General features: G+C 53.6%; 16 protein-coding genes. 13 read left to right on the forward strand and 3 right to left on the reverse strand.

The window, feature by feature from the left end:
* The first annotated feature begins 138 nt into the window (after nucleotides 1-138).
* Nucleotides 139-570, forward strand: coding sequence for an NUDIX hydrolase (locus M3650_RS13910; RefSeq protein WP_233695300.1), 432 nt, complete (start codon nucleotides 139-141; stop codon nucleotides 568-570).
* 80 nt (nucleotides 571-650) lie between these two features.
* Nucleotides 651-1,364, forward strand: coding sequence for a deoxyribose-phosphate aldolase (deoC, locus tag M3650_RS13915; protein WP_233695301.1), 714 nt, complete (start codon nucleotides 651-653; stop codon nucleotides 1,362-1,364).
* Here deoC and M3650_RS13920 read toward each other — a convergent pair.
* Nucleotides 1,297-2,262 carry a Na/Pi cotransporter family protein gene (locus M3650_RS13920; protein ID WP_251575574.1) on the reverse strand — a complete coding sequence of 322 codons (966 nt, stop codon included), beginning with the start codon at nucleotides 2,260-2,262 and terminating at the stop codon, nucleotides 1,297-1,299. The two genes, deoC and M3650_RS13920, sit on opposite strands and share 68 nt — an antisense overlap.
* 134 nt (nucleotides 2,263-2,396) lie before the next feature.
* Here M3650_RS13920 and M3650_RS13925 point away from each other — a divergent pair, with 134 nt between their 5' ends.
* Nucleotides 2,397-3,800, forward strand: coding sequence for a class I SAM-dependent rRNA methyltransferase (locus M3650_RS13925; protein WP_251575575.1), 1,404 nt, complete (start codon nucleotides 2,397-2,399; stop codon nucleotides 3,798-3,800).
* Nucleotides 3,801-3,878: 78 nt separating this feature from the next.
* On the opposite strand, the gene M3650_RS13930 is transcribed toward M3650_RS13925, so the two are convergent.
* Nucleotides 3,879-4,844 (reverse strand): DUF1835 domain-containing protein, encoded by a 966-nt coding sequence (locus M3650_RS13930; protein ID WP_251575577.1) that lies wholly within the window; start codon nucleotides 4,842-4,844, stop codon nucleotides 3,879-3,881.
* A gap of 307 nt (nucleotides 4,845-5,151) precedes the next feature.
* Between M3650_RS13930 and addB the strand changes: the two genes are divergently transcribed.
* From addB to M3650_RS13955, 5 genes are all read left to right on the forward strand, one after another.
* Nucleotides 5,152-8,739, forward strand: coding sequence for a helicase-exonuclease AddAB subunit AddB (addB, locus tag M3650_RS13935; protein WP_251575579.1), 3,588 nt, complete (start codon nucleotides 5,152-5,154; stop codon nucleotides 8,737-8,739).
* The gene (locus M3650_RS13940) at nucleotides 8,720-13,072 is read left to right on the forward strand and encodes a UvrD-helicase domain-containing protein (RefSeq protein ID WP_251575581.1); all 4,353 of its coding nucleotides are present in this window, start codon (nucleotides 8,720-8,722) and stop codon (nucleotides 13,070-13,072) included. Before addB ends, M3650_RS13940 begins: the two co-directional genes overlap by 20 nt.
* A 118-nt stretch (nucleotides 13,073-13,190) precedes the next feature.
* Nucleotides 13,191-14,384 (forward strand): exonuclease SbcCD subunit D, encoded by a 1,194-nt coding sequence (locus M3650_RS13945; protein ID WP_019422506.1) that lies wholly within the window; start codon nucleotides 13,191-13,193, stop codon nucleotides 14,382-14,384.
* Nucleotides 14,381-17,989, forward strand: coding sequence for an AAA family ATPase (locus M3650_RS13950; protein WP_251575583.1), 3,609 nt, complete (start codon nucleotides 14,381-14,383; stop codon nucleotides 17,987-17,989). The genes M3650_RS13945 and M3650_RS13950 overlap by 4 nt, the downstream gene beginning before the upstream one ends.
* Before the next feature lie 296 nt (nucleotides 17,990-18,285).
* The gene (locus tag M3650_RS13955; protein WP_251575584.1) at nucleotides 18,286-18,732 is read left to right on the forward strand and encodes a hypothetical protein; all 447 of its coding nucleotides are present in this window, start codon (nucleotides 18,286-18,288) and stop codon (nucleotides 18,730-18,732) included.
* 51 nt (nucleotides 18,733-18,783) lie between these two features.
* Here the strand turns inward: M3650_RS13955 and M3650_RS13960 are convergent, their stop codons facing one another.
* A complete protein-coding gene (locus tag M3650_RS13960; protein ID WP_251575586.1) occupies nucleotides 18,784-19,560 on the reverse strand; it encodes an alpha/beta hydrolase in 777 nt (258 codons plus the stop codon).
* A gap of 259 nt (nucleotides 19,561-19,819) precedes the next feature.
* On the opposite strand from M3650_RS13960, the gene M3650_RS13965 reads away from it, so the two are divergent.
* The 5 genes from M3650_RS13965 to floA all read left to right on the forward strand — a co-directional run bounded on the left by M3650_RS13965 (nucleotide 19,820) and on the right by floA (nucleotide 23,635).
* Nucleotides 19,820-20,164: a histidine triad nucleotide-binding protein gene (locus tag M3650_RS13965; protein ID WP_019422502.1), complete on the forward strand. Its 345-nt coding sequence runs from the start codon at nucleotides 19,820-19,822 to the stop codon at nucleotides 20,162-20,164.
* Between the two features lie 176 nt (nucleotides 20,165-20,340).
* Nucleotides 20,341-20,514 (forward strand): 30S ribosomal protein S21, encoded by a 174-nt coding sequence (rpsU, locus tag M3650_RS13970; protein WP_005547957.1) that lies wholly within the window; start codon nucleotides 20,341-20,343, stop codon nucleotides 20,512-20,514.
* A gap of 15 nt (nucleotides 20,515-20,529) precedes the next feature.
* Complete coding sequence (locus tag M3650_RS13975) at nucleotides 20,530-20,973, forward strand: GatB/YqeY domain-containing protein (RefSeq protein ID WP_019422501.1); 444 nt, start codon at nucleotides 20,530-20,532, stop codon at nucleotides 20,971-20,973.
* A gap of 156 nt (nucleotides 20,974-21,129) precedes the next feature.
* Nucleotides 21,130-22,512 (forward strand): NfeD family protein, encoded by a 1,383-nt coding sequence (locus M3650_RS13980; RefSeq protein WP_251575588.1) that lies wholly within the window; start codon nucleotides 21,130-21,132, stop codon nucleotides 22,510-22,512.
* Nucleotides 22,513-22,636: 124 nt separating this feature from the next.
* Nucleotides 22,637-23,635 (forward strand): flotillin-like protein FloA, encoded by a 999-nt coding sequence (gene floA, locus M3650_RS13985; protein ID WP_251575590.1) that lies wholly within the window; start codon nucleotides 22,637-22,639, stop codon nucleotides 23,633-23,635.
* Nucleotides 23,636-23,639: the final 4 nt, after the last annotated feature.

Below are 23,639 nucleotides of genomic sequence, written 5' to 3' on the forward strand. Positions count from 1 at the left end.
GATTTCAGCTTCCGCTTTATGAGGGAGAAGGTGAAATCCTCCTTCTTTTCAGTTAGGATATACATAATAGAGGTTGCTAAGAGTGGCCGCTTTTGAACACACACTAATATTTAAGTTTTCATGTTGGAGGAATGCCTTATGAAAGAGATATCAGCCGGCGGTGTAGTGTATCGCAGACGTGGAGAAAAGCTGGAATTCCAATTGATTCAAGATCGTTACGGCAAAATTTCGTTAGCCAAAGGGAAAATGGAGCCGGGGGAAACGATCGAGGAAACGGCGTTGCGCGAAATTTGGGAAGAGACTGGGATTCGGGGCCGCATCGTTTCCAAGCTCGACACGATCTATTATCAATATGCTCTCCCGCAAGTGGGTACCGTCGATAAGGAAGTGCACTATTACCTCGTAGAGGCGGAAACAGGTGATTTACAGGCTCAAATTGAGGAAATTCGCAGTGTGGACTGGTTTGCTCCGCAGGAAGCGTGGGTGAAACAAAAGGGGTCCGGCTATGATAATAATGATCACATCCTTCTTAAAGCGTGTGAGGAGCTGGAAATTCAGTTAATTCAGTAATAGCCGCTGCAACGAAGCGAGTGAGCAATCTGAATCGATTCCAATTCATAAGCAAATCCGATAATTAGGGGGACTGCAACATGATGGAGCCTACGCAATTGGCGGGTCTGATCGACCATACGCTGCTTAAGCCGGAGGCAAGCCGCGGCGATATCGAGAAGCTGTGTACAGAAGCGAAGCAGCACCGGTTTTTCAGTGTGTGTGTGAACGGAATCTGGGTGCCTGCATGCCGGGAACTGCTATCGGGATCCGATGTGCGGATTGCGGCTGTATGCGGGTTCCCGCTTGGAGCGAACGCTTCGCAGGCGAAGGCGTTCGAAGCGGCGCGCGCGGTGGAGGACGGAGCAGCGGAAATCGATATGGTGCTGCAAATCGGGCATCTGCTTGCGGGAGACTATAAGACGGTTGAGCAGGATATCGCGCAAGTAGTCCGCATGGTGGATGGCAAAGCGATCGTCAAGGTCATCTTCGAGACAGGCATGTTGAATAAGGAGCAGAAGATTGCCGCTTGCAGGGCATCGGAAGCGGCGGGCGCCCATTTTGTCAAAACGTCAACCGGATTCGGTAAAGGCGGCGCTACAGCGGAGGACATTCGCCTTATGCGCGCGAATGTATCCCCGCATATCGGCGTGAAGGCGTCCGGGGCGGTGCGAGATACAGCGACCGCGCTTGCCATGATTCAAGCCGGGGCGAACCGCATCGGCACGAGCTCCGGCATTGCGATTATTACCGGAGCCGGTTCCACAGCGGCAAATAACAGAGCGGCAGCGCCAGGAGAGAGCTCCCAATATTAAAGATCGTCTGCGCGCGGGCGATCTGTCCCGCCGCATCGCCGGTAAGCCATGTGGACAGTACGTGCAGCTGACCGATGAACGGATAGAAGAGCAGTGCGCCGCCGACGTTCAGGGCAACGTGGCTCCAGGCGACGAATTGTCCGCTGCGGCTGCCGCCGAGGGAGGCGATGAGCGCTGTAAAGCAAGTGCCGACGTTCGAGCCAATCACGATGGCGATGCCGACCTCGACCGGCAGTGCGCCTGTGGCGGATAAGCCCATCGCCATGGCGATGATGGCCGCACTGCTGTGCACGAGCGCGGTGATAACTATGCCGGCGGCTACTGCCCAGAGCAGGCTGTCGCCGGAGCGTTCGAGAAACCACGCGAACAAGCCCCGCTGCTGCAGCGGCTCGCCGATCTGCTTCATCCATTCGATGCCGAGCAGGATGAGCGCGAAGCCTGCAGCCGCAATCGAGCCGTACTGCAGCGGCCTGCACCAAGCTTGCAGGCTGCTGAGCAAGGCTGGGCGGTATTCGTCGCCCAGAACGGCGGCTATCCAGCAGCCAGCGGCTGCGAGCAGCAGCGGGAACGCATATCGGTTGATGTTGAGCCCAATGAGCTCGGTCGTCAAGCAGGTACCGATGTTCGTTCCCAATATAATGCCGAGCGTCCGCGAGAAACTTACCAGTCCCGCGTTGACGAGCCCGATCGCAATGACAGTAATGGCGGTGCTGCTCTGCAGCAGTGCGGTCATTCCGGTGCTGAACAGCATGCCTCTCAAAGGTGTACGGGTCGATGTATGAAGAAACTGATTCAAATAAGGTCCCGCCCACGCGTGCAGGGCCAGCTCCATTGTCTTCATGCCGAACAGAAATACGGCAAGGCCTCCGAAGAGCGGGTACCAAATTTCTTTAAACATAGAATGCTCCTTTGTCATTTAGAGGTTGTTTGACAAGTCGGGTTCTTGCAACCTTCTCGGTACTGAAAAGGGTCCTTTTTAAACCAGCCGATTATGTTGTCCTTGGTTCAACTTATGCCGCCGATGGGACAACGATGACAAGCTATGAGCCGAAAGGGGAAAAGCAATTGTTAAGACCAAGCATCATATTAAACCGTTCTCGAAAAAAACGGATTGAACGTTCCCACCCATGGGTGTTCCAGTCAGAAGTGGAGCGAGTGGAAGGAATGCCCGTGTCAGGGGCACTCGTTGATGTGCTGAATGCGCAAGGGAAATATATGGCGACAGGCTATTATAATCCAGCTTCTCAAATCGTCGTCCGTGTCGTTGCTTATGAGCCCATTGAAAAGATGGACCGTGAATGGTTTCGTTCGCGCATAGAGCAGTGTCTGTCACACCGTGACCGTTTCCTGCCGAACGCATCCGCTTATCGTCTCGTATATGGGGAAGCGGATTTCCTTCCGGGACTTGTCGTAGACCGATTTGATGACGTACTGGTCGTTCAGATTTTGACGCTCGGCATGGATGTGCATCGGCAAGACATCGTAGGTGCTTTGGTTGACGTGATGCAGCCGCGCGGCATTTACGAACGAAGCGATGTGCCAATTAGAGAACGGGAAGGATTGGAACAGACGACAGGCGTGCTGTATGGCGAATGTCCGCGCCATGTCACCGTCAAGGAGAATGAGCTTATCATTGAAGTCGACATTGCGGAAGGGCAGAAGACCGGGTATTTCTTCGATCAGCGGGAGAACCGCGCATCCATTGCGCCGCTCATGACCGGTTGGGGCCGACGCAGCGGCATCGTAAGACGAAAAATGGAAAGTGAGAACGGGATCGAGCTTCTTCCGGTCAACGCCAACGGCAAAGTGGTAACATACCCTTGGTGGGATGGAGCGACAGTTCTGGAGTGCTTTGCCCACACGGGAAGCTTTACGCTGAATGCTTGTAAATATGGTGCCAAGAAGGTGACTTGTCTCGATATTTCTGAGCATGCGATGGAAAGCGCGCGACGGAATGTCGAATTGAACGGGTTCATGGACCGGGTGGAATTCGTCGTGGCCGATGCGTTTGATTACTTGCGTGAACAGGTGCGCGGTGTCGAAGAGCGAGTGGAACGAGCGGATGGTGAGAAGAAGGCGGATACGTCGAAGCCGATGACGGCAGGAGGCGGCCGGACATGGGATGTCGTTATCCTCGACCCGCCGGCCTTCGCCAAGACGCGCGGGGCCGTCGAAGGGGCTTACCGCGGATACAAAGACATCAATCTCCACGGGATGAAGCTGATCAACGAAGGTGGTTATCTCGTGACAGCCAGTTGCTCCTACCATATGCGTCCCGATAAGTTCATGCAGGCCATTCTCGATGCGGCGCAGGATGCGGGCAAAGTGCTGCGGCTTATCGAGTGGCGGCCAGCAGGTAAAGATCACCCGCAAATCGCAGGAGTAGACGAAGGACACTATTTAAAATTCGCTATATTTGAAGTGCGTTCCAAGTAATAATTATTAATCGAGCACCTTGCCTGCACCGTTATGATAGCAGTGTGGACAGGGTGCTCTTTGTTGTTATTGTTATGCTTATTCAAGCGGCTTCGTAATGAAAGCACCGCCGAGCCAGCGGCCGTATCCGCCTGCAAGAGCCCAGTTCACTTCTCCTGCCAACGTCTGCCGTCCCCACGAAGTGAGCTCAAGCCGGCCAGCATCGGCAAGTGGCGGCTGCAGCGGTTCGGGAAGAGGAGCGGAATCAGGGGCGAGGCAGAGCAGCGGATGTGTTCCGTCCGTCATTCGCCTCAAGTAGCCCCAATATTGCAAATCTCCCAATCCGTATTCAGGCAAGCGATCCCCAACATAGCGATAGCATTCAATAAATGAGGATTGTCCTTGAGATACCGCTTCCAAGGTAAGGCGTTCAGCGACACCGAGCCCATCGAGCGTGCTTGGGTATCGCGATAGGTGAAAGCGGAGTCCCTCCGTGATCGCGCAATACGGAGCGGGAATGTCTTGCGACTCGTACACCCATTGCACCAGCTTAAGCGGATTCGGGCTTGTATAGGCGAGCCAAGCGCCTTGCAGCCAGTCCTTCACTTCTGCTGTCAACAGTATGGCCTGATCGCGATAGGGAAGCAGTTGCTCCGCATGCAACACACCGAACCCTTGATACCGATCGTGTTCCGGAGCTGAGGCAATATCGATCCAGTACAGCTCGGCGTTCGGGTTCTCTCTGGTCAGCCGATCGACCAGACGAAGCAGCATCGTGATGTCAAATAAATCATGCTCGAACCACAGAGCAATATGGGTGGCGGATTGTATGTCCGACTTCCATGTCCGTTCTTGTTCGTTGCTCTTCTGCAAGTAGATGGCTGCCGGCAGTGCGCACATTCGTTCCAATTGCAGTGCGCGGTATGCTAAATAACGTTCGAATTTAGAATATACCGGTCCTTCGGTCAGCAATTCCGAGTACACCCATACGTCTTCGTTCCAATGCTTTTTGGCGAGCGGACGGAGACGATCTGCCGTACAATCTCCGTTTACGATGTGGATCATGAGTATGTGCCTCCTTTACCTAAGCTCTAAAATGGAAACTAAACTAATCCCCCAGCCTATAAGCAAATAACTGGAATCGCTTCCAAACATGCGTTCTATTGCGAGATTACAATATGCTATAATGGATCTAATTGAGAGTTAAAGTGCGTGATCAAAAAGAAGCTTTTTAAACAACCTTTTAAAGGGCGCAGCTGCCGAAGAGAGGCTGTTAATGAAGTAACAATTTATCGTTAGCGACAGTGTAACACAGACTTTACCTGATCAACAGATACGTTTGGTCGTTACGATTCGAAACGGGGGATAAACATTGCCGTTACATTTTGTCATTGGACGCTCTGGCAGCGGGAAGACGACGTACGTATTGAACCGTATCCGGCATGAGTTGAGCAAGAGGCCGTACGGTCCGCCCGTCATATTGCTTGTGCCAGAGCAGGGGACGTTTCAAGCGGAGCATGCGTTAATCTCGGCTGGGGACATCCCGGGCATGCTGCGCGCGCAGGTGCTAAGCTTCCGCCGACTCGCCTACCGCGTCATGCAGGAAACCGGCGGAACGGCTTTGACGCCGATAAGCGAAGAGGGGAAGAAGATGCTGCTGTACAAAATATTGCAGCGGCACAAAGCTGATTTGCCATTGTTTGCAGGTGCGGCGGAGCAATTCGGATTCATCGAGAAGCTTAATGAGCTGTTCGATGAAATGAAGCGGTATCGCATTCAGGCTGCAGAGGTAGATGAGCACCTGACATTCGTAGAGAACCATGTGAACGGTCAGCCGCTATTGTCCGCGAAGCTGCGTGATATTGCAGGCGTGATGCATGAGTTCGAAGCGGAGCTCGCCGAGCATTATTTGGATGGAGAGGATGTGCTTGCCCGGCTGTCTGAGGGGATACCTCATTCCAGCTATGTGCGCGAGGCATCAATATGGATAGATGGTTTTAACGGATTTACACCGCAAGAATATGCCGTTCTGGCATCCTTGATGCTGCATGCGCCGAACGTGACCTTAACGCTATGCTTGGATCGGGTCTACGATCTGGGGGATACGCCGCATGAATTGAACTTGTTCCACCCGACGGCCACGACGTTTCTGAAAATGAGAGACATCGCGGATACGATCGGGGTGGAGATCGGCAGCATAACGAAGCTCGACGAAATGGAAGGGACACGGCTGCCGCGCTTTGCAGCCTCGGGGATGCTTTCCCATTTGGAACGGCACTTTGAACGGAGAGTGCCGTATAAGGAAGCGGCGAGCGCCGCGAACCAAGGGAGGAAAGCACCGTCTTCAAATAGCTCTGTGACTGTACATGCAGCCGTGAACCGCCGCGTGGAAGTCGAAGCGGTCGCCCGCGATATGTTGCGCCGCGCTCAGTTCGAAGGCGTTCGTTGGCGCGAAATGTCCGTCACGGTGCGCAACATAGCAGATTACGGGGAACTGATTGATACCATTTTCGCTGATGCGAACATCCCGTTTTTTACGGATCAGAAGCGGGCGGTGCTGCATCACCCGTTCGTGGAGATGACTCGTGCGGCACTCGATATTTTGATTGGGCATTGGCGCTATGATGCCGTGTTCCGGTTTGTGAAGACGGATTTTTTGCTGCCTGAAGACGGGAGCATGACACGGGAGCATTTCGATAGACTGGAAAATTACGTGCTCGCATGCGGCATTGCAGGATCCAGATGGACGAACGGTCGACCGTGGCCCGCTGAACCTAGCCTGTCGTTGGACCCCGATGCGCCGGATGTTCCGGTTGAAGCGGATGAGGAACGTCAGCAGCGGCCGAGTGGCGAAGCGCCTGAATGGGTTGAACGGTGCCGCCAGGCTATCGTGGAGCCTGTGTCGGCCTTTGCCCGCGCTCTGACCCGCAGCAAAAACGTTCGCGGCATGTGTGAAGCAATGTACGTCTTTTGGATGAATTTGAACGTGCCGCAGAAGCTGGAGCGCATGAGCCAAGAGGCTTTGCTTGACGGTGAAGTGCAGCGTGCGCGTGAACATCGCCAACTATGGGGGGCGATGCTGAACATATTGGATCAGATGGTGGAGATGGTTGGGGAAGAAGCGATGTCTGTCGAGCTGTTCGCCGGAATGCTTGAGACCGGATTTGAAAGCGTGAAGATGGCCTTGGTCCCCCCGGCGCTGGATCAGGTGCTCATCGGCTCGATGGATCGGACGCGCTCAGGCCAGATTCGGCATGTATATGTGCTAGGCGTGAACGACGGCATCATTCCTGCCCGCCCGATCGAAGACGGGGTATTGACAGAGCACGAACGCGACGTGCTGTTGCAAATCGGGATGGAGCTCGCTCCCGGCATTCGCCGCAAGCTGTTGGATGAGCGCTTTACCATCTATCGAGCGCTAACTTCGCCTAGCGAGAGCTTATGGATGAGCTATGCGCTTGCTGATGAAGAGGGCAAATCGCTGCTGCCGTCCGAAATTGTACGCCATGTCCGCAGCTTGTTCCCACAAGTGCAGGAGCAGCTCATCCTCGCGGAGCCGAACGAGTTCATGAACGAAGAAGAACAAGCCTTTTTCGTGTCGTATCCGGAAGCAGCCTTGAAGCATCTGGTCGCCCAATTGAGAGAATGGCGGCAAGGCCGGCCTATCGCTGCAATGTGGTGGGAGGTGTACCGCTGGTTTGCCTTACAGCCGGCATGGCATGACCGGCTGAGCTCCTTGATGAGCTCGCTCGTCTACCGCAATCAAGTCGAAGCGCTTGCTTCCAACACTAGCCGGAAGCTGTATGGGAGGGAGCTGCGCACGAGTGTATCCCGGATGGAGCGCTTCGTTGCCTGCCCGTTTTCTCATTTCGCATCACATGGCTTGAAATTGAAAGAACGCCGCTTGTATCGCTTAGATGCGCCTGATATCGGTCAGCTGTTCCATGCTGCGTTAAGCCGCTTTGCTATGGATTTGCAGGCTGACAACCGGACGTGGGCCGCCTTGACCCCCGAGGAGTGCCGTGCTGAGGCCGATCGTATCGTGGATCTGCTGGCTCCCCGTTTGCAAGGGGAAATTCTATTGAGCTCGAAACGCTATGAGCATATATCCGGCAAGCTCAAGCATATCGTCAGCCGTGCCGCTTCCGTTCTGGGAGAACATGCGAAGCGTGGTCATTTCGAGCCGGTTGCGCTCGAGATGGACTTCGGGCCGGACAAGCTGCTGCCACCGCTCCGCTTTACGCTCGAGAATGGATGCACGATGGAAATTATCGGCCGGATCGACCGTGTCGACAAAGCGGTTCATGACCAAGGCGTCCTGCTGCGGGTTATTGACTATAAATCAAGCGCAACGGATTTGAAGCTGCATGAAGTTTTTTATGGACTGTCCTTGCAAATGCTGACGTACTTGGACGTGCTGATTACGTATGCGGAGCAATGGCTCGGGACGGCGGCACTGCCAGCCGGAACCTTGTATTTCCACGTTCATAATCCGCTGCTGCAAGCGTCGAACGGCTTAACGATGGAGCAAGCATACGATCAGCTGCTGAAGAAATTTAAATTGCGCGGCCTCGTCACAGCCGACCGCGATGTCGTGGCATTGATGGATGAGCCGTTGGAGAAGGGCTACTCCGACATTCTCCCGGTTGCTGTCAAAGCTGATGGAACGTTCTACAGCAACGCCTCCGTCGCGACGACAGAGCAGTGGGATGTGCTGCGCCGCACCGTACGGTCGGTTATCCAACATATCGGAACGCGCATTACGGATGGAGACGTTCAGATCGAGCCATACCGGTTAGGGACGAAGAAGGCTTGCGATTTTTGTGTGTTTAAACCGGTTTGTCAATTTGATGAGCTGGTGGATGGCAATCAATATCATCTGCTCCCGCGGCTGACGAAAGAGGAAGCGTGGATGAAGCTGGAAGGAGGGGAGCCGGGAAATGGCACAGTCGAGCAATAAAAAAAATGATGTGGAAGTTGACAGCCGCACGCAATCTGAACAGAATGCGAACGCGGGCAGCGAGCAGCTTGATCTCTTTCTATCCTATCCCGAGACCGCGGTCGTGGAGGAAGGTCAGGGCAACGACGAACTCGCTGTCCAGGAACTGCCGTCGAAGCCTGCGGATAGCACGTGGACAGATGAGCAGTGGCGGGCCATCGTCGACGGTGGACAAAATGTCCTCGTTGCAGCAGCTGCTGGCTCGGGTAAGACAGCGGTGCTTGTCGAGCGCATCATCCGCAAAATTAGTGACGAGCTCGCTCCGGTTCATGTCGATCAGTTGCTTGTAGCGACCTTTACGAAAGCGGCTGCTTCAGAAATGAGAGAGCGTATCCGGCTCGCGCTTGAACGCGAGCTTGAGGAGAATCCTGAGTCGGAGCATCTTCGCCGCCAGCTGGCTCTCTTGAACCGCGCATCGATCACGACGCTGCATTCCTTCTGCCTAGAGGTCATTCAGCGGCACTTTCAGACAGTGTCGCTTGACCCGGCTTTCCGCATAGCCAATGAGACGGAGACGGAGCTGCTGCGCCAAGATGTGCTGGAAGAGCTGTTCGAAGAGCGTTATGCCGCTGATGGACCGGAATTTAGACGAATGGTCGATTGGTTCAGCGGAGAACGCAGCGATGAAGCCGCGTTTCGCTTAGTGCAGCGGCTATATGATTTCTCGCGCAGCCATCCGTGGCCTGACGCGTGGTTGAACAAAATGGCGGCTGCGTTCGAAGTAAGAAGCATCGCCCAGCTCGGGCAGTCGTCCTGGGCAGAAAGCGTCATGGCTGATGCACGGCTCACACTGAACGGCATCGCCCAACTGTTGCGCCAAGCGAACCGGCTGCTGGACGCTCCAGGAGGACCTGAGCCTTACCGTCAGACGCTGGAACAAGAGCTTGCAGGAGCGCTAGCTCTGGCAGAGGCTGCTCACCGTGAACCATGGGAACAATTGCATGCCTCCTTTGACCTGTTGGCTTTTGGCCGCTTAGCCGCTTGCCGCGGAGACCAATATGATAAATCTTTGCAGGAGCAGGTGAAGCGGCTGCGCGATCAAGCGAAAGCACGGCTGCAGCAGCTGCGGGATGAATTGTTCCGGCGTACGCCCGAGGAGTTTCTGACGGAATTGAATGATCTCGTTCCGATTATGCAAGCGATGGCGGATGTCGTGCGCGATTTCGGCGAACGGTTTGAAGGAGCTAAGCGGAAGAAGGGCTGGCTCGATTTCTCAGACTTGGAGCATTACTGTTTGCGCATCTTGCGCCACAGAGATTCGACGCCTGAGCAGGATACCCCTTCTGAAGCAGCTCTGGAATACCAGCAGCAATTCGCTGAAATTTTACTGGACGAATATCAGGATACGAATATGGTCCAGGAGGCTATCGTGAACCTGATTACGCGTCCTGGTAAAGGCAACCGCTTCATGGTCGGCGATGTGAAGCAGAGCATTTATCGTTTCCGGTTAGCGGAACCGGGGCTGTTCTTGCATAAATACCAATCCTATGCCGCTGACGGGAGCGGACAGGGCATACGTATCGATTTGGCCCGCAACTTCCGCAGCCGTCAGGGAGTCGTTGATGCAGTCAATATGCTATTCCGCCAAATTATGAGCCCTAATGTGGCTGAATTGTCGTATGACGAAGCTGCTGAGCTTGTGTGCGGGGCTTCTTATCCGACGGTAGAGCAGATGGCGGAAGAATCGAGCGTCAGCGCCGCAGAGCTAGAGAAGCGGCAACATTACGCGACAGAGCTGATGATTATCGAGAAAGGGGGACAAGCCGGGACTGATGCTTCGGGAGCGGTGGATGATGAGGAAGCGGAAGATTCCGCAGACGAAGAGAGCGGAGTGGAATCTCAAGCTGGGCTGGACCCTTCCGAGATAGAGACCGCGCGATTGGAGGCGCGGGCCATAGCTTCTCGGATTCGTCGTCTGTTGGGTGATGAGGGAGAGCCGCCGTTTCTTGTCTTTGATAAGACGCAGAAGCGTATGCGGACAGTTACGTATCGGGATATCGTCATCCTGCTCAGAGCTACGCAAGCTTGGGCGCCCCTGATGGTGGAGGAGCTGCGGCTGGAAGGAATTCCGGCTTATGCGGAGTTCAGCACGGGGTATTTCCGAGCGACTGAGGTTGAAGTCGTACTATCACTGCTGCGAGTCATTGATAATCCGCAGCAGGACATCCCGTTAGCGGCCGTGCTTCGTTCACCTATCGTCGGACTGACAGCGGAGGAGCTGGCGCACATCCGGTTAATGGGAAAAGGTTCTTTCTATGATGCAGTCTGTCTTGCGCTGCAAGCGGAACCGGGGTCCACTCAAGCCGGTGATACGCTTCCTGAGGATTTGGATCTGTCCGAAGAGCCGATTCCGAGTTCAACTGAGGCTGGCCGCGACTGGACAAGCAAGCTCCGCCGCTTCATGAACCGGCTGGAGCAGTGGCGCAACGCCGCGCGGCAAGGCAGCTTGTCCGAATTAATATGGCAGGTGTATCGGGAGACTGGTTATTACGAATGGGTAGGCGGGCTAGCTGGCGGAATGCAGCGTCAGGCGAACCTGCGGGCATTGTATGACCGTGCCCGTCAATATGAATCATCGTCCATTCGCGGCTTGTTCCGTTTTCTGCGCTTCATCGATCGGATGCGGGATACGGGGGGGGACTTAGGAACGGCCCGCGCGCTTGGTGAGCAGGAAGATGTCGTACGCATCATGACGATACACAAGAGCAAAGGGCTTGAGTTCCCGATCGTCATCCTCGCAGGCTTGTCCAAACGATTCAACCAGCAGGACCTGACTGCGCCGTTTTTGATGCACAAGCAGCTCGGCTTCGGCCCGAGATATGTGGATGAGGCATTGCGGGTAACGTATCCGACCCTGCCGAACCTGGCGATTAAGCGCCAGATGCGCATGGAATTGTTAGCCGAAGAGATGCGGGTCTTGTATGTGGCGTTGACGCGCCCGAAGGAAAAGATGATTCTCATCGGAACGGTGAATGACGCTGAGAAGGTAATCCAGCAATGGGGCGAAGCGTTGGATGTTGACCCGCTGCTGCTGCCGGATTATATGGTGGCGCGTGCCCGGTCATATCTCGATTGGATCGGACCGGCTATCATGCGTCACCCGGCTGCGGCGGAATGGCGGCGATATGCAGGTCTGCCGAATCGGAACGGTGCTTGCTTGATAGATGAACGAGCGGATTGGCAGTTGTCCTTCATGCCGGCATCTGTGCTGGCAGCAGGACTACCGCTTGAGGTCCCCAGCGTTGACGAGGAAAGATCGGCGATGCTAGAAGCTATCAGCAAGCTGGAATTGCTTCAGGATAAGCCGCAATCACCATGGCAAGCGTGGATTGAGGAACGGCTCGCTTGGCGTGACCCGCATCGGATTGCGTCTATGCTGCCGGCCAAGACATCCGTTACAGAAATGAAGCGGCTCGCTGCTGCGGAGGAATGGCCGTCGGTCGAGTGGGTCGAGCAGCCTGCATCAGGCGAAGAGGGCGCCGCGGAGGCTGCAGCGCTTGAAGAAGCGGAGACGGAGGCTGGCTATCGGTCTGAAGCGGCTGCGGCGGCCCAGCCCGGCAGGAGCGGCGATTCGGCTCGGCTTGGGTATGGGGACGGGTTCACGCTGCATTTGCAGCGTCCGCGCTTCATGGAAGAACAGCATGTAACTCCGGCAGAACGGGGAACGGTTTATCATACTTTGATGCAGCATTTGCCGCTGCAGGATCAGATGACGGCCGGGATCATTCAACAGACGTTGGCTTATATGGTCGGGCAGCAGCTCATGACAGAGAAGCAGGCGGACGTGGTGCAGACGGATGCGGTGCTTGCCTTCTTTGATAGTGAAGTCGGAACTCAGTTGCTGAAGGCTGCCTGGGTGCAGCGGGAGCTGCCGTTCAGCTATGGCTTGACAGCCGCTGAAGCGTATACGGTGGAAATGAAAAGGCAGTGGCAAGAGAAGCTTACGGCAGAGGAAGCGGTTCATGGTGCATTGGACACAGCGGAATCAGCTTCCCGGGAACGATTCGTTGCCACCTCTACGTTTGCTGCACGTGACGATTCCGGCCTGCTGGATCATGAGACGGTGCTCGTTCAGGGGGTTATCGACTGTCTGTTCGAATGGAACGGACAGCTTGTGCTGCTTGATTTCAAGACAGATAAAGTTCTGCCCCACCGGGGCGGCCTGCCAGCGTTAAGAGAGCACTACCGATTCCAACTGAATGTGTATGCGCGAGCAATTGAACATATTTGGAAGCGCCCTGTTGACCGCAAGGTGTTGTATTTCTTTGACTCGTGCGAAGCTTGCGAGCTGTAGCGGAACATTCGAATGCTAACCTAAGGCCTTTAGGTTAGTGAAGAGGGCTTGTATATATAAGGTGCCGCAACAAATAGGTGGAATTTACAAAATGATGGGAGAAGGGAGTTGATATTTCATGCGTATTCTGCATACGGCGGATTGGCATTTCGGGCGCGCGTTGGAGGGCAGGAGCCGCTTGGAGGAACAGGCGGCCTTCGTTGACGAACTGGTCCGCTTGACCGATGAGGAGCAAGCGGATCTTGTGCTGATTGCGGGCGATGTGTATGATTCTGTCAATCCGCCGGCTGCGGCTGAACTGCTATTTTACGAGGCGGTGGCAAGACTATCGCAGGGAGGGCAACGACCGGTGGTCATCATCTCCGGGAATCATGATCACCCGGAGCGTGTATCAGCTTCGGCTCCGCTCGTAAGCAGTCATGGAATTACACTTGTCGGGCAGCCGAGCATTGCTCCTGTCATTGTTCCGTGTCAACGAACCGGAGAAGAAGCCGTTATCGCGGCGCTGCCGTATCCTTCTGAGTCCCGCCTGGGAGAATTGCTATCCGCCTGCAACGAGGAACAGGTGCTGAGAAGCGCGTACAGCGCCAGAGTCGGCCAACTGCTGTCTTTGCAAGCGCAGCGTTTTCGTCCATCTGCAATTAACCTCATTATGAGTCATTTATATGTGCTTGGCGGAGTGGAGACCGATTCAGAACGTCCGATACAGGTCGGAGGCGCCTATACGGTTGATCCAAGCGTATTTGCATGTCAGGATGCACCGGGCAACGTCCAATACGTCGCGCTTGGCCATCTGCACCGTCCCCAAGCCGTCAAGGGACCGGGGACGATTCGCTACAGCGGTTCCCCGTTAGCATACAGCTTCTCTGAAGCGGGGCAGACCAAATCGGTCACCCTGCTCGATATTGCTCCAGGACAGGGGGCTGTACCTGAAGAGCGTTATCTTGCATCCGGGAAGCCCCTGGTGGAGTGGAATGCGCGCGGCGGCTACGAGGAAGTGCTGCGATGGATTGAGGAAGGACGCGATGCGAAAGCATGGCTTGACGTAAGCATTTCTCTAACGGACGCGTTAACGATGGAGCAGATACAGAAGCTTCGCCGTGCCCACGAAGGCATTGTCCATATTCGGCCGATATACCCGGAAATGGAGCGGATGGAGGAAGAGGAAGGCCGGCGCAGCGAGATGCCGGTGCATGAGCTGTTCCGCCGCTTCTATGAACGTCAGACGGGCGGGGCTCAGCCTGACGATGCCTTGGTGGAATGCTTCTTGGAATTAATCGGTGACCGGGAAGAGGAGGACGAAAGCGCATGAAGCCTATCGAGTTGAAGCTGTCTGGACTGCAAAGCTACCGTGAAGAACAGCGCATAGAATTCCGAGCACTTTGCGAAACAGGGTTATTCGGTATTTTCGGTCCGACAGGAAGCGGGAAATCCTCAATTCTGGATGCGATGACGCTAGCGCTATACGGGAAGGTGGAGCGGGCGACGAACGGTACGCAGGGAATTATGAATCAGGCGGAGGACACTTTATCGGTTTCTTTTAGCTTCTCGCTGAACGGAGCGGGGGACAGCCAGACATTCCGGGTCGAACGTCGATTTAAACGTACAGGTGATGTGACGATTGGCAACACTGTCAGCCGCTTTATTGAGGTGCGTCCGGAAGGAGAGGTCGTCATTGCGGACAAGCTTGCCGAAGTGACCCGCTGCGTTGAACATCATATCGGCTTGAAGATGGATGATTTCACGCGAGCTGTCGTGCTGCCTCAGGGCAAATTCGCCGAATTTCTGTCCTTGAAAGGCAGCGACCGGCGCCAAATGCTGCAGCGTCTGTTCTCGTTGGAGAAGTACGGGGATGAGCTTGCCATCAAGTTATCGCGCAAGGTGAAGGAGACAGAAGGGGAAGTACGAGCCTGCAGCGCAGAACAACAGGGACTTGGCGATGCTTCAGAGGAAGCGGTGAAGCAGGCGGAAGAAGCGCTGCGAGAAGCGACTGTGCTCGCGGAACGAGCCCGTGAGGAGAAAATCGCGGCAGAGTGTGAATACCGGGATATAGCTGAGAAGCGGGGCTGGATGGAAGAAAAGAGCCGCCTAAGCAGCCGCATGGCTCAGTTGGAATTGGTGGCGCCGGAGCGTGCGCTGGAGCAAGAACAGCTGATGAAAGCGAAGGAAGCCGAAATGATCGCTCCGTTCCTGCTCGAAGTCCGGGAGCTTGAAGCGAAGCGCCAGACTGCGGAAGCAGAGCATCATACGGCCGATGAAGCGGCACGCCATGCGATGAGCGAAGCGGAGCGTACCCAGCTTGCGGCAGATGCAGCAATCCGCCGCAAGGAAGCAGAGGAGCCGGAATTAGTGCTGCGCTCTGAGCAGCTGCAGGAAGCGGCTCGTCTTCACGGGGAGAGCGAACGTCTTCGCAAGGAGGCGGAGGAATGGAATGAGCGGTTCGAAGAAGCGGGTACGCGCTATACCCGTGCTTCAGCTGAAGCAGAACGGGCGGAGCAACAGCTCAAGAAAGCGTTAGAACGCCAAGCGGAGCTGCGCGACCTGCTCTCCTCGCATGAGAAGCCGAGCGAGGAACGGGAACAATTCCAGCAAGCGGTAACGGACTGGCAAAGACTGAGCATGCTGGAGGCACGCTGCAAGGAACTGGAAGAAAACAAGAAGAAGCAGTCGGAGCTTGCGGCTCAAGGGGCGGCAGCATGGAACGAAACGCTTGGCCACATCGTCATGCACGCGCGCGAGGTACGCAATCAAGTCGATTCTGGAACCGAATTGTCCAGAGCTTGGCAAAGTCTGCGGACCGAATTGCAAGACGAACTGGGACAGGTGGAGCAACTGATGGAGCAGGCTCGACAAGCACAGCGGGAGCAGGCGGAGCAAGAGATTGCCGCGCGGCTTGCCGTTCAGCTGCAACCGCACACTCCGTGTCCAGTCTGCGGCTCTACAAACCATCCGGTGCTTGCTCATGTTCCGAATGATGAACAGGCAGGTTCAGAGCAGGGCTGGGATGAACGCTGGTTGCGTTGGGAGCAAGTGAAGGACAGGCTAAAGGCGATGCTGCTTACAACCGAGCATGAATGGGAACGAAGCAGAACAGATTTGAAGCAGTGGATTGCGCGGTTGCAAGAGCTGTCTGGACGCGTGCGGAGCATGGTACAGGAGCGATCCGTCACACCTCGATTGGATGAAGGATTCGTAGTCGGGGATGAGCTCGCAGCTGCTCTCGACTTTACAGTGAATCAAGAGCATCCAGCAGCAGATGAAAGTGTGGAAAGCAGAACGCCAAGCATCGGAGAAGACTCAAATGATGGGCGAGCCGCCGTTTCCGCCTTCGGCCTGCCTCCGAAGGCAAAGCAAAAGCGCGGCGAGATGGAAGATATCCTGCATGATGCAGGGCTCGACCCGTTCGATGACAGGCTGCAATCGTTGTCGCAGGGCACCCGATCCATGGGGAAACAGATGGAGCGCATCATGCAGCAAGCAACGGACAAGCAATGGGAGCTGCAGCAAGCTTTGGCATCATATAAGACTTCAGCCAGTGCTTTGCGTGAAGCGGAATCGCTCTGGAATGAAGCTGAACAGTCGCTGCGGGAGGAGCATGCGAACTGGGGCGAGCAATATGAACGATTCGGATGGCATCTTGTGGAGATGGAACGTGTCAGGGAACAGTGGCGCGAGCGGGAAGCGATTGTGGCCGACTGCCGCGTCCGATTGGAGAAGAGCGTTGCTTACATTGAAGAGACGCAAAGCCATATTCGCCGCCATGAGCAGTTGAAGCAGGCTGCAGATATGGAGCGGGTGCAAGCGAAGGCGGAGTGGAACGGCATCGTTCGGTTGATCGCCGATTATGAGAAAAGGCTTCGTCCTTGGTTAGATGGACCGCCGATCGAGCAACTTGCGGTCGAGACGTCTGCCCGTCTGACTGATATCCGTGAACGAGCGGAACGGACGAGGCAGGAAGCGAATGCCGCTCGCAATGTGAACGAAGCTGCACAGCAGCGTGCGGCTTTGGCGGCACAAGCTTGGAACGGCCTAGGGGAGCGAGCTGTCACTGCCGGGGAACGATTGCAGGCTCTATTGCGGCAATCTTCCTTTGCCCATCTCGATGACGTGCTGGCAGCCAGACGCTCGTCTGAAGAGTGCAAGCGCTTGGAGGCGGAGCTGGAGCGTCATCACGAAGAACTGCGTGACTTGGGCACGCAATTGAAGCGGTTGGAGGAACGTATCGGCGGTACGTCTGTCACAGAGGAAGAGTGGCAGAATTGCGTTGCAAGGTGGCAGCAATCTGTAGAGAGTGATGAAGCGGCTTTGGCAGCCCGTGCAAGAGCCGAACGAGATGCAGAGGAACTGCGCAGCAAGCACGAACGCTGGGCCGCGCTTGAAGCTGAACGCGTGCGGGGCGAAACGTATCTGGGCCGTCTGCACCAGCTGCAAAGCGTATTCCGAGGCAATGCATTTGTGGAGTTCGTAGCTGAGGAGCAGCTCATGCAAGTAAGCCGAGCCGCTTCAGAGCGATTGAAAAGCTTGACCAAACAGCGTTACGCCCTGGAAGTCGACTCAGGCGGAGGTTTCGTTATTCGTGATGATGGTAACGGCGGTATTCGCCGGCCGGTATCTACCTTGTCAGGCGGGGAAACATTTTTGACTTCGCTTGCACTCGCGCTGGCCTTATCTTCGCAAATTCAACTGCGAGGGATATACCCGCTGGAGTTCTTCTTTCTGGATGAAGGCTTCGGGACTCTGGATCCGGAACTTCTGGATACAGTCGTAACCTCCTTGGAGAAGCTTCATACGGACCGGTTGTCGGTAGGTGTCATCAGTCACGTTCCGGAGCTTCGTGCACGATTGCCGCGCAAATTAGAGGTTCTGTCTGCCGAGCAAGCCGGAAGAGGCTCCCGGATCGTATTTGAAGTGAATTAATTTCATGTGAAATACGTCACAGTAACAGTTTCAGAGTGCTGTTATAATACAGATAGCCGACATCAATCTTTTGTAAGCACCTCGGTGACCGTATTGCTTCTGCAAGCATCTGCAGGCATGTGCCTGGCAGTTGACCTGCTTGCAGGCGCAGTACGTTCACAGCGTATAATGCGCTGCCCGCTTGTTAGCGGGGGACGAGGTGTTCTTTTTTTGCCCATTTTTCCCCATGCACACTTTCGCCCATAGGCGAATATCATGACTATATCTCAAGCGATTGCAGAAAGTGAGAGACGTCTATGGAGAAGAAAAAAACCGACGTAAAGCCGGCACCAACGACAGCGACGCCCATACCTGTCGGAATTTCATCCCCGCCTACGGCTGGCGCGACTGTACAAAAAGAATCGATGCACGAACTATGTCACAAGCATATGCATCGTTATGTGAAAGTCCAGACGATGGACGGGTGCGTGTACCAAGGAGTTATCGAATGCGTGGATCACGAACATCTGTATTTGGCCGTTCCGATGGCCGGTTACTCGGCACCTTACATGACCCGTTCAGCTGTGCCTTATGGATATTATCCTTATGCAGGCACTCCTTACGCGCTGGCGCCGTATGTCGATACAGCATATCCAGGATATTATCCGGGCTACTATTATCCATATGGCTATGGCCGCCGCTTCAATCGATTGGTGCTGCCATTGGCGGTGCTAACTGCCTTAGCATTAATTCCTTATTATTGAGGTGCCTATAGCTCTGCACTTCAGTCTAATCCGGAGTGCGGAGCTGTCAGATCATTGTGATGGCAACGAAGTGAGCCACGACACGATTACGTCCACCGTTTCACGAATTTGTTGATCGTCGGAAATGCTGGCCGCATAGTCTTTTTTTTGATTGCCGTAATCTCCGAACTGGGCATGGTTGGCTCCTTGAATGACGTGTTCAGTTAGAATTTCCGGGAGATATTTTTTATTTTTCATATATCGCTCCAAGTTTAATACGCCATCCTTCGAACCATAAATGGACAATACCGGAATATTGGAATTAGATATATCGCTATTTGCATAGGACGCCAACAAGATTAAACCTTGCACGGCATCCGGGTGTTTTTTCGCGAATTCTACCCCCACTGTGCCTCCCAAGGAATGACCTCCAACGATCGTTCTCACTTGCCGAGCATACTTATCTAATTTCGGGAGGAGACGTTCTGCCCCGTCGCTATCCAGGACGGCCAGATTGAGCGGCATCTTCAAAATATATGTATTGATCTTGCGCTCGGCCATCCCGCGAGCCAATACGGCATAGCTTTCCGGCTCGACTAGTCCGCCAGGGTATAGTATGAGGTTAGCTATTGGTGTATGAACAGTCTCGAACGCGAACAAGCCATCCTCCGCATATACTTTGACATTTTCGGTTGAGATTGACGCCTGCTCCGCTTTGGAACCAGCTGGATAGGGACGTAGAAATCCGTATATGCCTGCAGCAACTGCAATAACGAGCGCAATGAAGGTCCATAATATCCATTTTCGTTTTTTCTTGCGTGGCGTTCGCAAGTTTTTCTCTGATGACATTCTATTCACTCCTTCATATTGGACGAGCTCCTTCTTTTTGATATGATAGCGATATACGATCACGAATGCATATTTAGAGGCTGTTCAAAAAGCCCCCTTTTGATTACGAAGCATCCTAAGTTGTGATTCGACATCGAATCTTGCATTCGCTCTCGAAGAGCCTATGCATCCGATGCAGTTTTCTTGCGAAAACATGTACTTCTTGGTGCTGAAAAGGGGCCTTTTTGAACATATAAATCAATTGAAGGAGGAAAGTCCAATGGACTGTATTTTTTGTAAAATTATTGAAGGAACCATTCCTTCCAAAAAGGTGTACGAGAATGAAACCGTAGTCGCATTTCATGATATCACTCCACAAGCCCCTGTACATATTCTTATCATTCCTAAGAAGCATATTGCAACTATGAATGATGCAGAGGGAGAAGACTTCTCGCTAATCGGCGAGGTTCACCGCGCAGCCCAACATGTGGCGCGTGAGATGGGCATTGCGGATACGGGATATCGTCTTATCAATAATTGTGGAAAAGATAGCGGTCAGGTTGTGTTTCACATTCATTACCATCTGCTTGGCGGTGAATCGTTAGGAGCTTTGGTAGGGCAGTAAGCATAGCGATTATGGCGCTTTAGCGGAAGGAACTATTTTGGAGAGTGCTTTGAATGCGTAAATGTTGACAGAATGCTTCCTCAAGGTTGACACTGACTTTTGCAATCACATATAATGTAGTTTGATAAACCGTGTTTGTTGTTCTTGGACGGTCTGGTCGGAGGGAGGGAAAACTGGTGTCTGAAACGAAAGTTCGCAAAAACGAGACAATCGATGCTGCACTTCGTCGCTTTAAGCGCTCCATCGCGAAAGATGGCGTATTGGCTGAAGTTAAAAAGCGTAAGCACTATGAAAAGCCAAGCGTCAAGCGCAAGAAGAAGTCCGAGGCTGCCCGCAAGAGAAAGTTTTAGGAGGATTACGCACCAATGGATCTTAGCCAAAGATTGAACGAAGATATGAAGCAAGCGATGAAGAGTCAAGACAAGTTCAAACTCTCCACCATCCGAATGGTACGTTCGGCGATCAAGAATGTTGAGATAGATGAAAAGAGAACTTTGAATGACGATGAAGTGCTTGAGATTCTAGGTCGTGAGATCAAACAGCGGAAAGATGCCCTCCAAGAGTTCGAGAAAGCAGGTCGAGGCGATTTAGCGGATAAACTAAGAACGGAAATTGACATTTTGACGCATTACCTTCCTGCTCAGCTTTCCGAAGAAGAGATAAAAGTGATCGTTCAAGAGACCATCCAAGAGACCGGTGCTTCTTCGAAAGCCGACATGGGGAAATTGATGGGTGCCCTCATGCCAAAGGTGAAGGGGCGCGCCGACGGCAAACTAGTCAATACGATAGTTCAACAGTATCTGCAATAAGGATCTCTTGACAACCTATCGACAAAAACGTGAAAGCACTCCTTGTTTACAAGGAGTGCTTTTTCTATGATGATGAGGTTGTGAAACGTAAACGAGTAAAATCACGTATAATAGCATATACCAACAAGTGAATAGGAAGGGGGGGCGTAAAATCTTATGCGAAAGAAACAGATGAATGAAAGAGGCTTGAAATGCATCGCATGGATGTTGGCACTAGGTCTTTTATTCAGCTTGATGTTTGCTTTCGTTCCGATATCCCATGCGAAGACAAGCGATTCGGCTAATCCTTCACACAATGTTGTCGTTATTCCGCTAATCGGAAATGTAGATTCGGTAATGAAGTCATTTATGCTTCGTGCTCTCGAAGAAGCGGAAGCGTTAAATCCCGCTGCGATTATCATCGAGATGGACACTCCAGGCGGAAGAGTCGATATTGCACAGGATCTGAGTCAACGCATCATCGGAAGTCCGGCACACACGGTTGTGCTAGTGCGAGGGAAAGCGGCATCAGCAGGGAGCTTCCTGGCGATGAGCGCCAATGAGATTGCAATGACGCCGGGAAGTGCCATCGGCTCGGCGGCGCTAGTAGACGGTGCCCATAACTATGTCGACGATCCGAAGTTAGTGGCATTATGGATAAGCGAGATGGAATCAGTAGCAGGCAAAAATGGGCGCAACCAAAATATTGCAAGAGCGATGGCGGACTTACAAGCTAAGATTGAACTTCCCGAGCTCGGCCGGACGAAAAATCCGGGAGAGATTTTGTCGCTCAGCGTGGCTGAGGCAAAGAAAGCAGGATATGCGGAATATGAAGCAGGTTCTGTTCAGGATCTGATCTCTCAGATGAAACTGGCCGATTCTCATATCGAGCGGATCGATCAGACAACAGCCGAACGGATTGCGGCGTATCTCGTTCATCCGGTGGTGGCGACACTACTCTTGTTCCTCGGCATTGCCGGGGTGGCGATTGAGTTGTTTGTGCCCGGCTTTGGTATTCCAGGTATATTGGGGATATTAGGTTTCGGATTATACTTCTTTGGCCACTATATTTCAGGCCTGGCGGGGGTGGAAACCATCGTATTATTTATTGTAGGTCTAGTGTTGCTCGCTTTGGAACTGTTCATTCCAAGCTTCGGCATATTGGGAATATTAGGTTCAATCAGTATGATTTCCGGTGTCGTCCGTGCGGCATACGATACGTCGAATGCGCTATTGTCGCTTGGCATCGCTTTCGTGGCGGCACTTATTGTCATCATTATCATGGTAAGAGTGTTTAAGCATCGTGGAATATGGAATCGATTCATCCTGAAAGATGCGTTGACTACAGAAGAAGGTTACGTATCCAATTCCAATCAGACGGAGATACTCGGCAAAATAGGACGTGCGCTGACTCCGCTTCGGCCTGCAGGTACGGTGCTCATCGACGATCATAAATTCGATGTCGTTACTGACGGCTCCTTCGTCGGCAGCGATGAGCTGGTCGAAGTTATTCAAGTAGAGGGTTCACGAATTGTCGTGCGGCCACACAATGGGAATTGACCTGTTCCTTGTTTCATATTATCGTTTTACTAGTGCGTGTTCAAAAAGGGGACATTTAGAACATCCTCTAACTAGTGGTAATACTGTAATTCACATAGATTAATAAATGGAGGTTGTGCCACGTATGGATGCAGGATTAATATCTACGCTGCTTATCGGGGCGGTCATCTTGATTGCTCTAAGTGTGTTCTTCAGCTTTTTCCCAGTCATGCTCTGGATTTCAGCAATTGCTTCCGGAGTTCGCATCAGTATCATCACCCTCGTTGCGATGCGTCTGCGTCGAGTGACGCCAAGCCGTATCGTCAACCCGATGATTAAAGCGACGAAGGCAGGATTAGGGCTATCAATTAACCAATTGGAGAGTCACTTCTTGGCAGGGGGTAATGTCGACCGTGTCGTCAATGCTCTCATTGCAGCTCAGCGTGCAAACATTCACTTGGAGTTCGAACGTGCGGCAGCGATTGACCTTGCTGGTCGTGACGTGCTGCAAGCCGTTCAGATGAGCGTTAATCCACGTGTCATCGAAACGCCGATTGTTGCGGCAGTGGCGAAGGATGGCATCGAAGTGAAGGTACGCGCACGCGTTACCGTTCGCGCGAACATCGAGCGCTTGGTCGGGGGTGCAGGTGAAGAAACGATTATCGCCCGTGTCGGGGAAGGGATCGTTACGACGGTCGGTTCCAGCAACTCTCACAAGGATGTTTTGGAGAACCCGGATCGCATTTCCCGTACCGTATTGGGCAAGGGGCTTGACGCAGGAACCGCATTTGAAATTCTGTCCATTGATATCGCTGATGTGGATGTAGGCAAGAACATCGGGGCGCACCTGCAGACCGAACAAGCGGAAGCCGACAAGCGTATTGCGCAGGCGAAAGCAGAGGAACGCCGTGCAATGGCCGTTGCTGAAGAACAAGAGATGAAAGCTCGCGTCATTGAGATGAGAGCACGCGTCGTGGAATCCGAGTCTCAAGTTCCGCTTGCCATGGCGGAAGCGCTGCGCACTGGCAAGATTGGCGTTATGGATTACATGAATCTGAAGAACATCGAAGCGGATACGCATATGCGTGGGTCGCTCGGCAAAATGTCCGACAACGGACGCGATAACAACAACCCGGAAAGCTAGGCGA

Origin of the sequence: Paenibacillus sp. MER TA 81-3 (assembly GCF_023713585.1) — a bacterium.
Taxonomy (GTDB): Bacteria; Bacillota; Bacilli; order Paenibacillales; family Paenibacillaceae; genus Paenibacillus_B; species Paenibacillus_B profundus.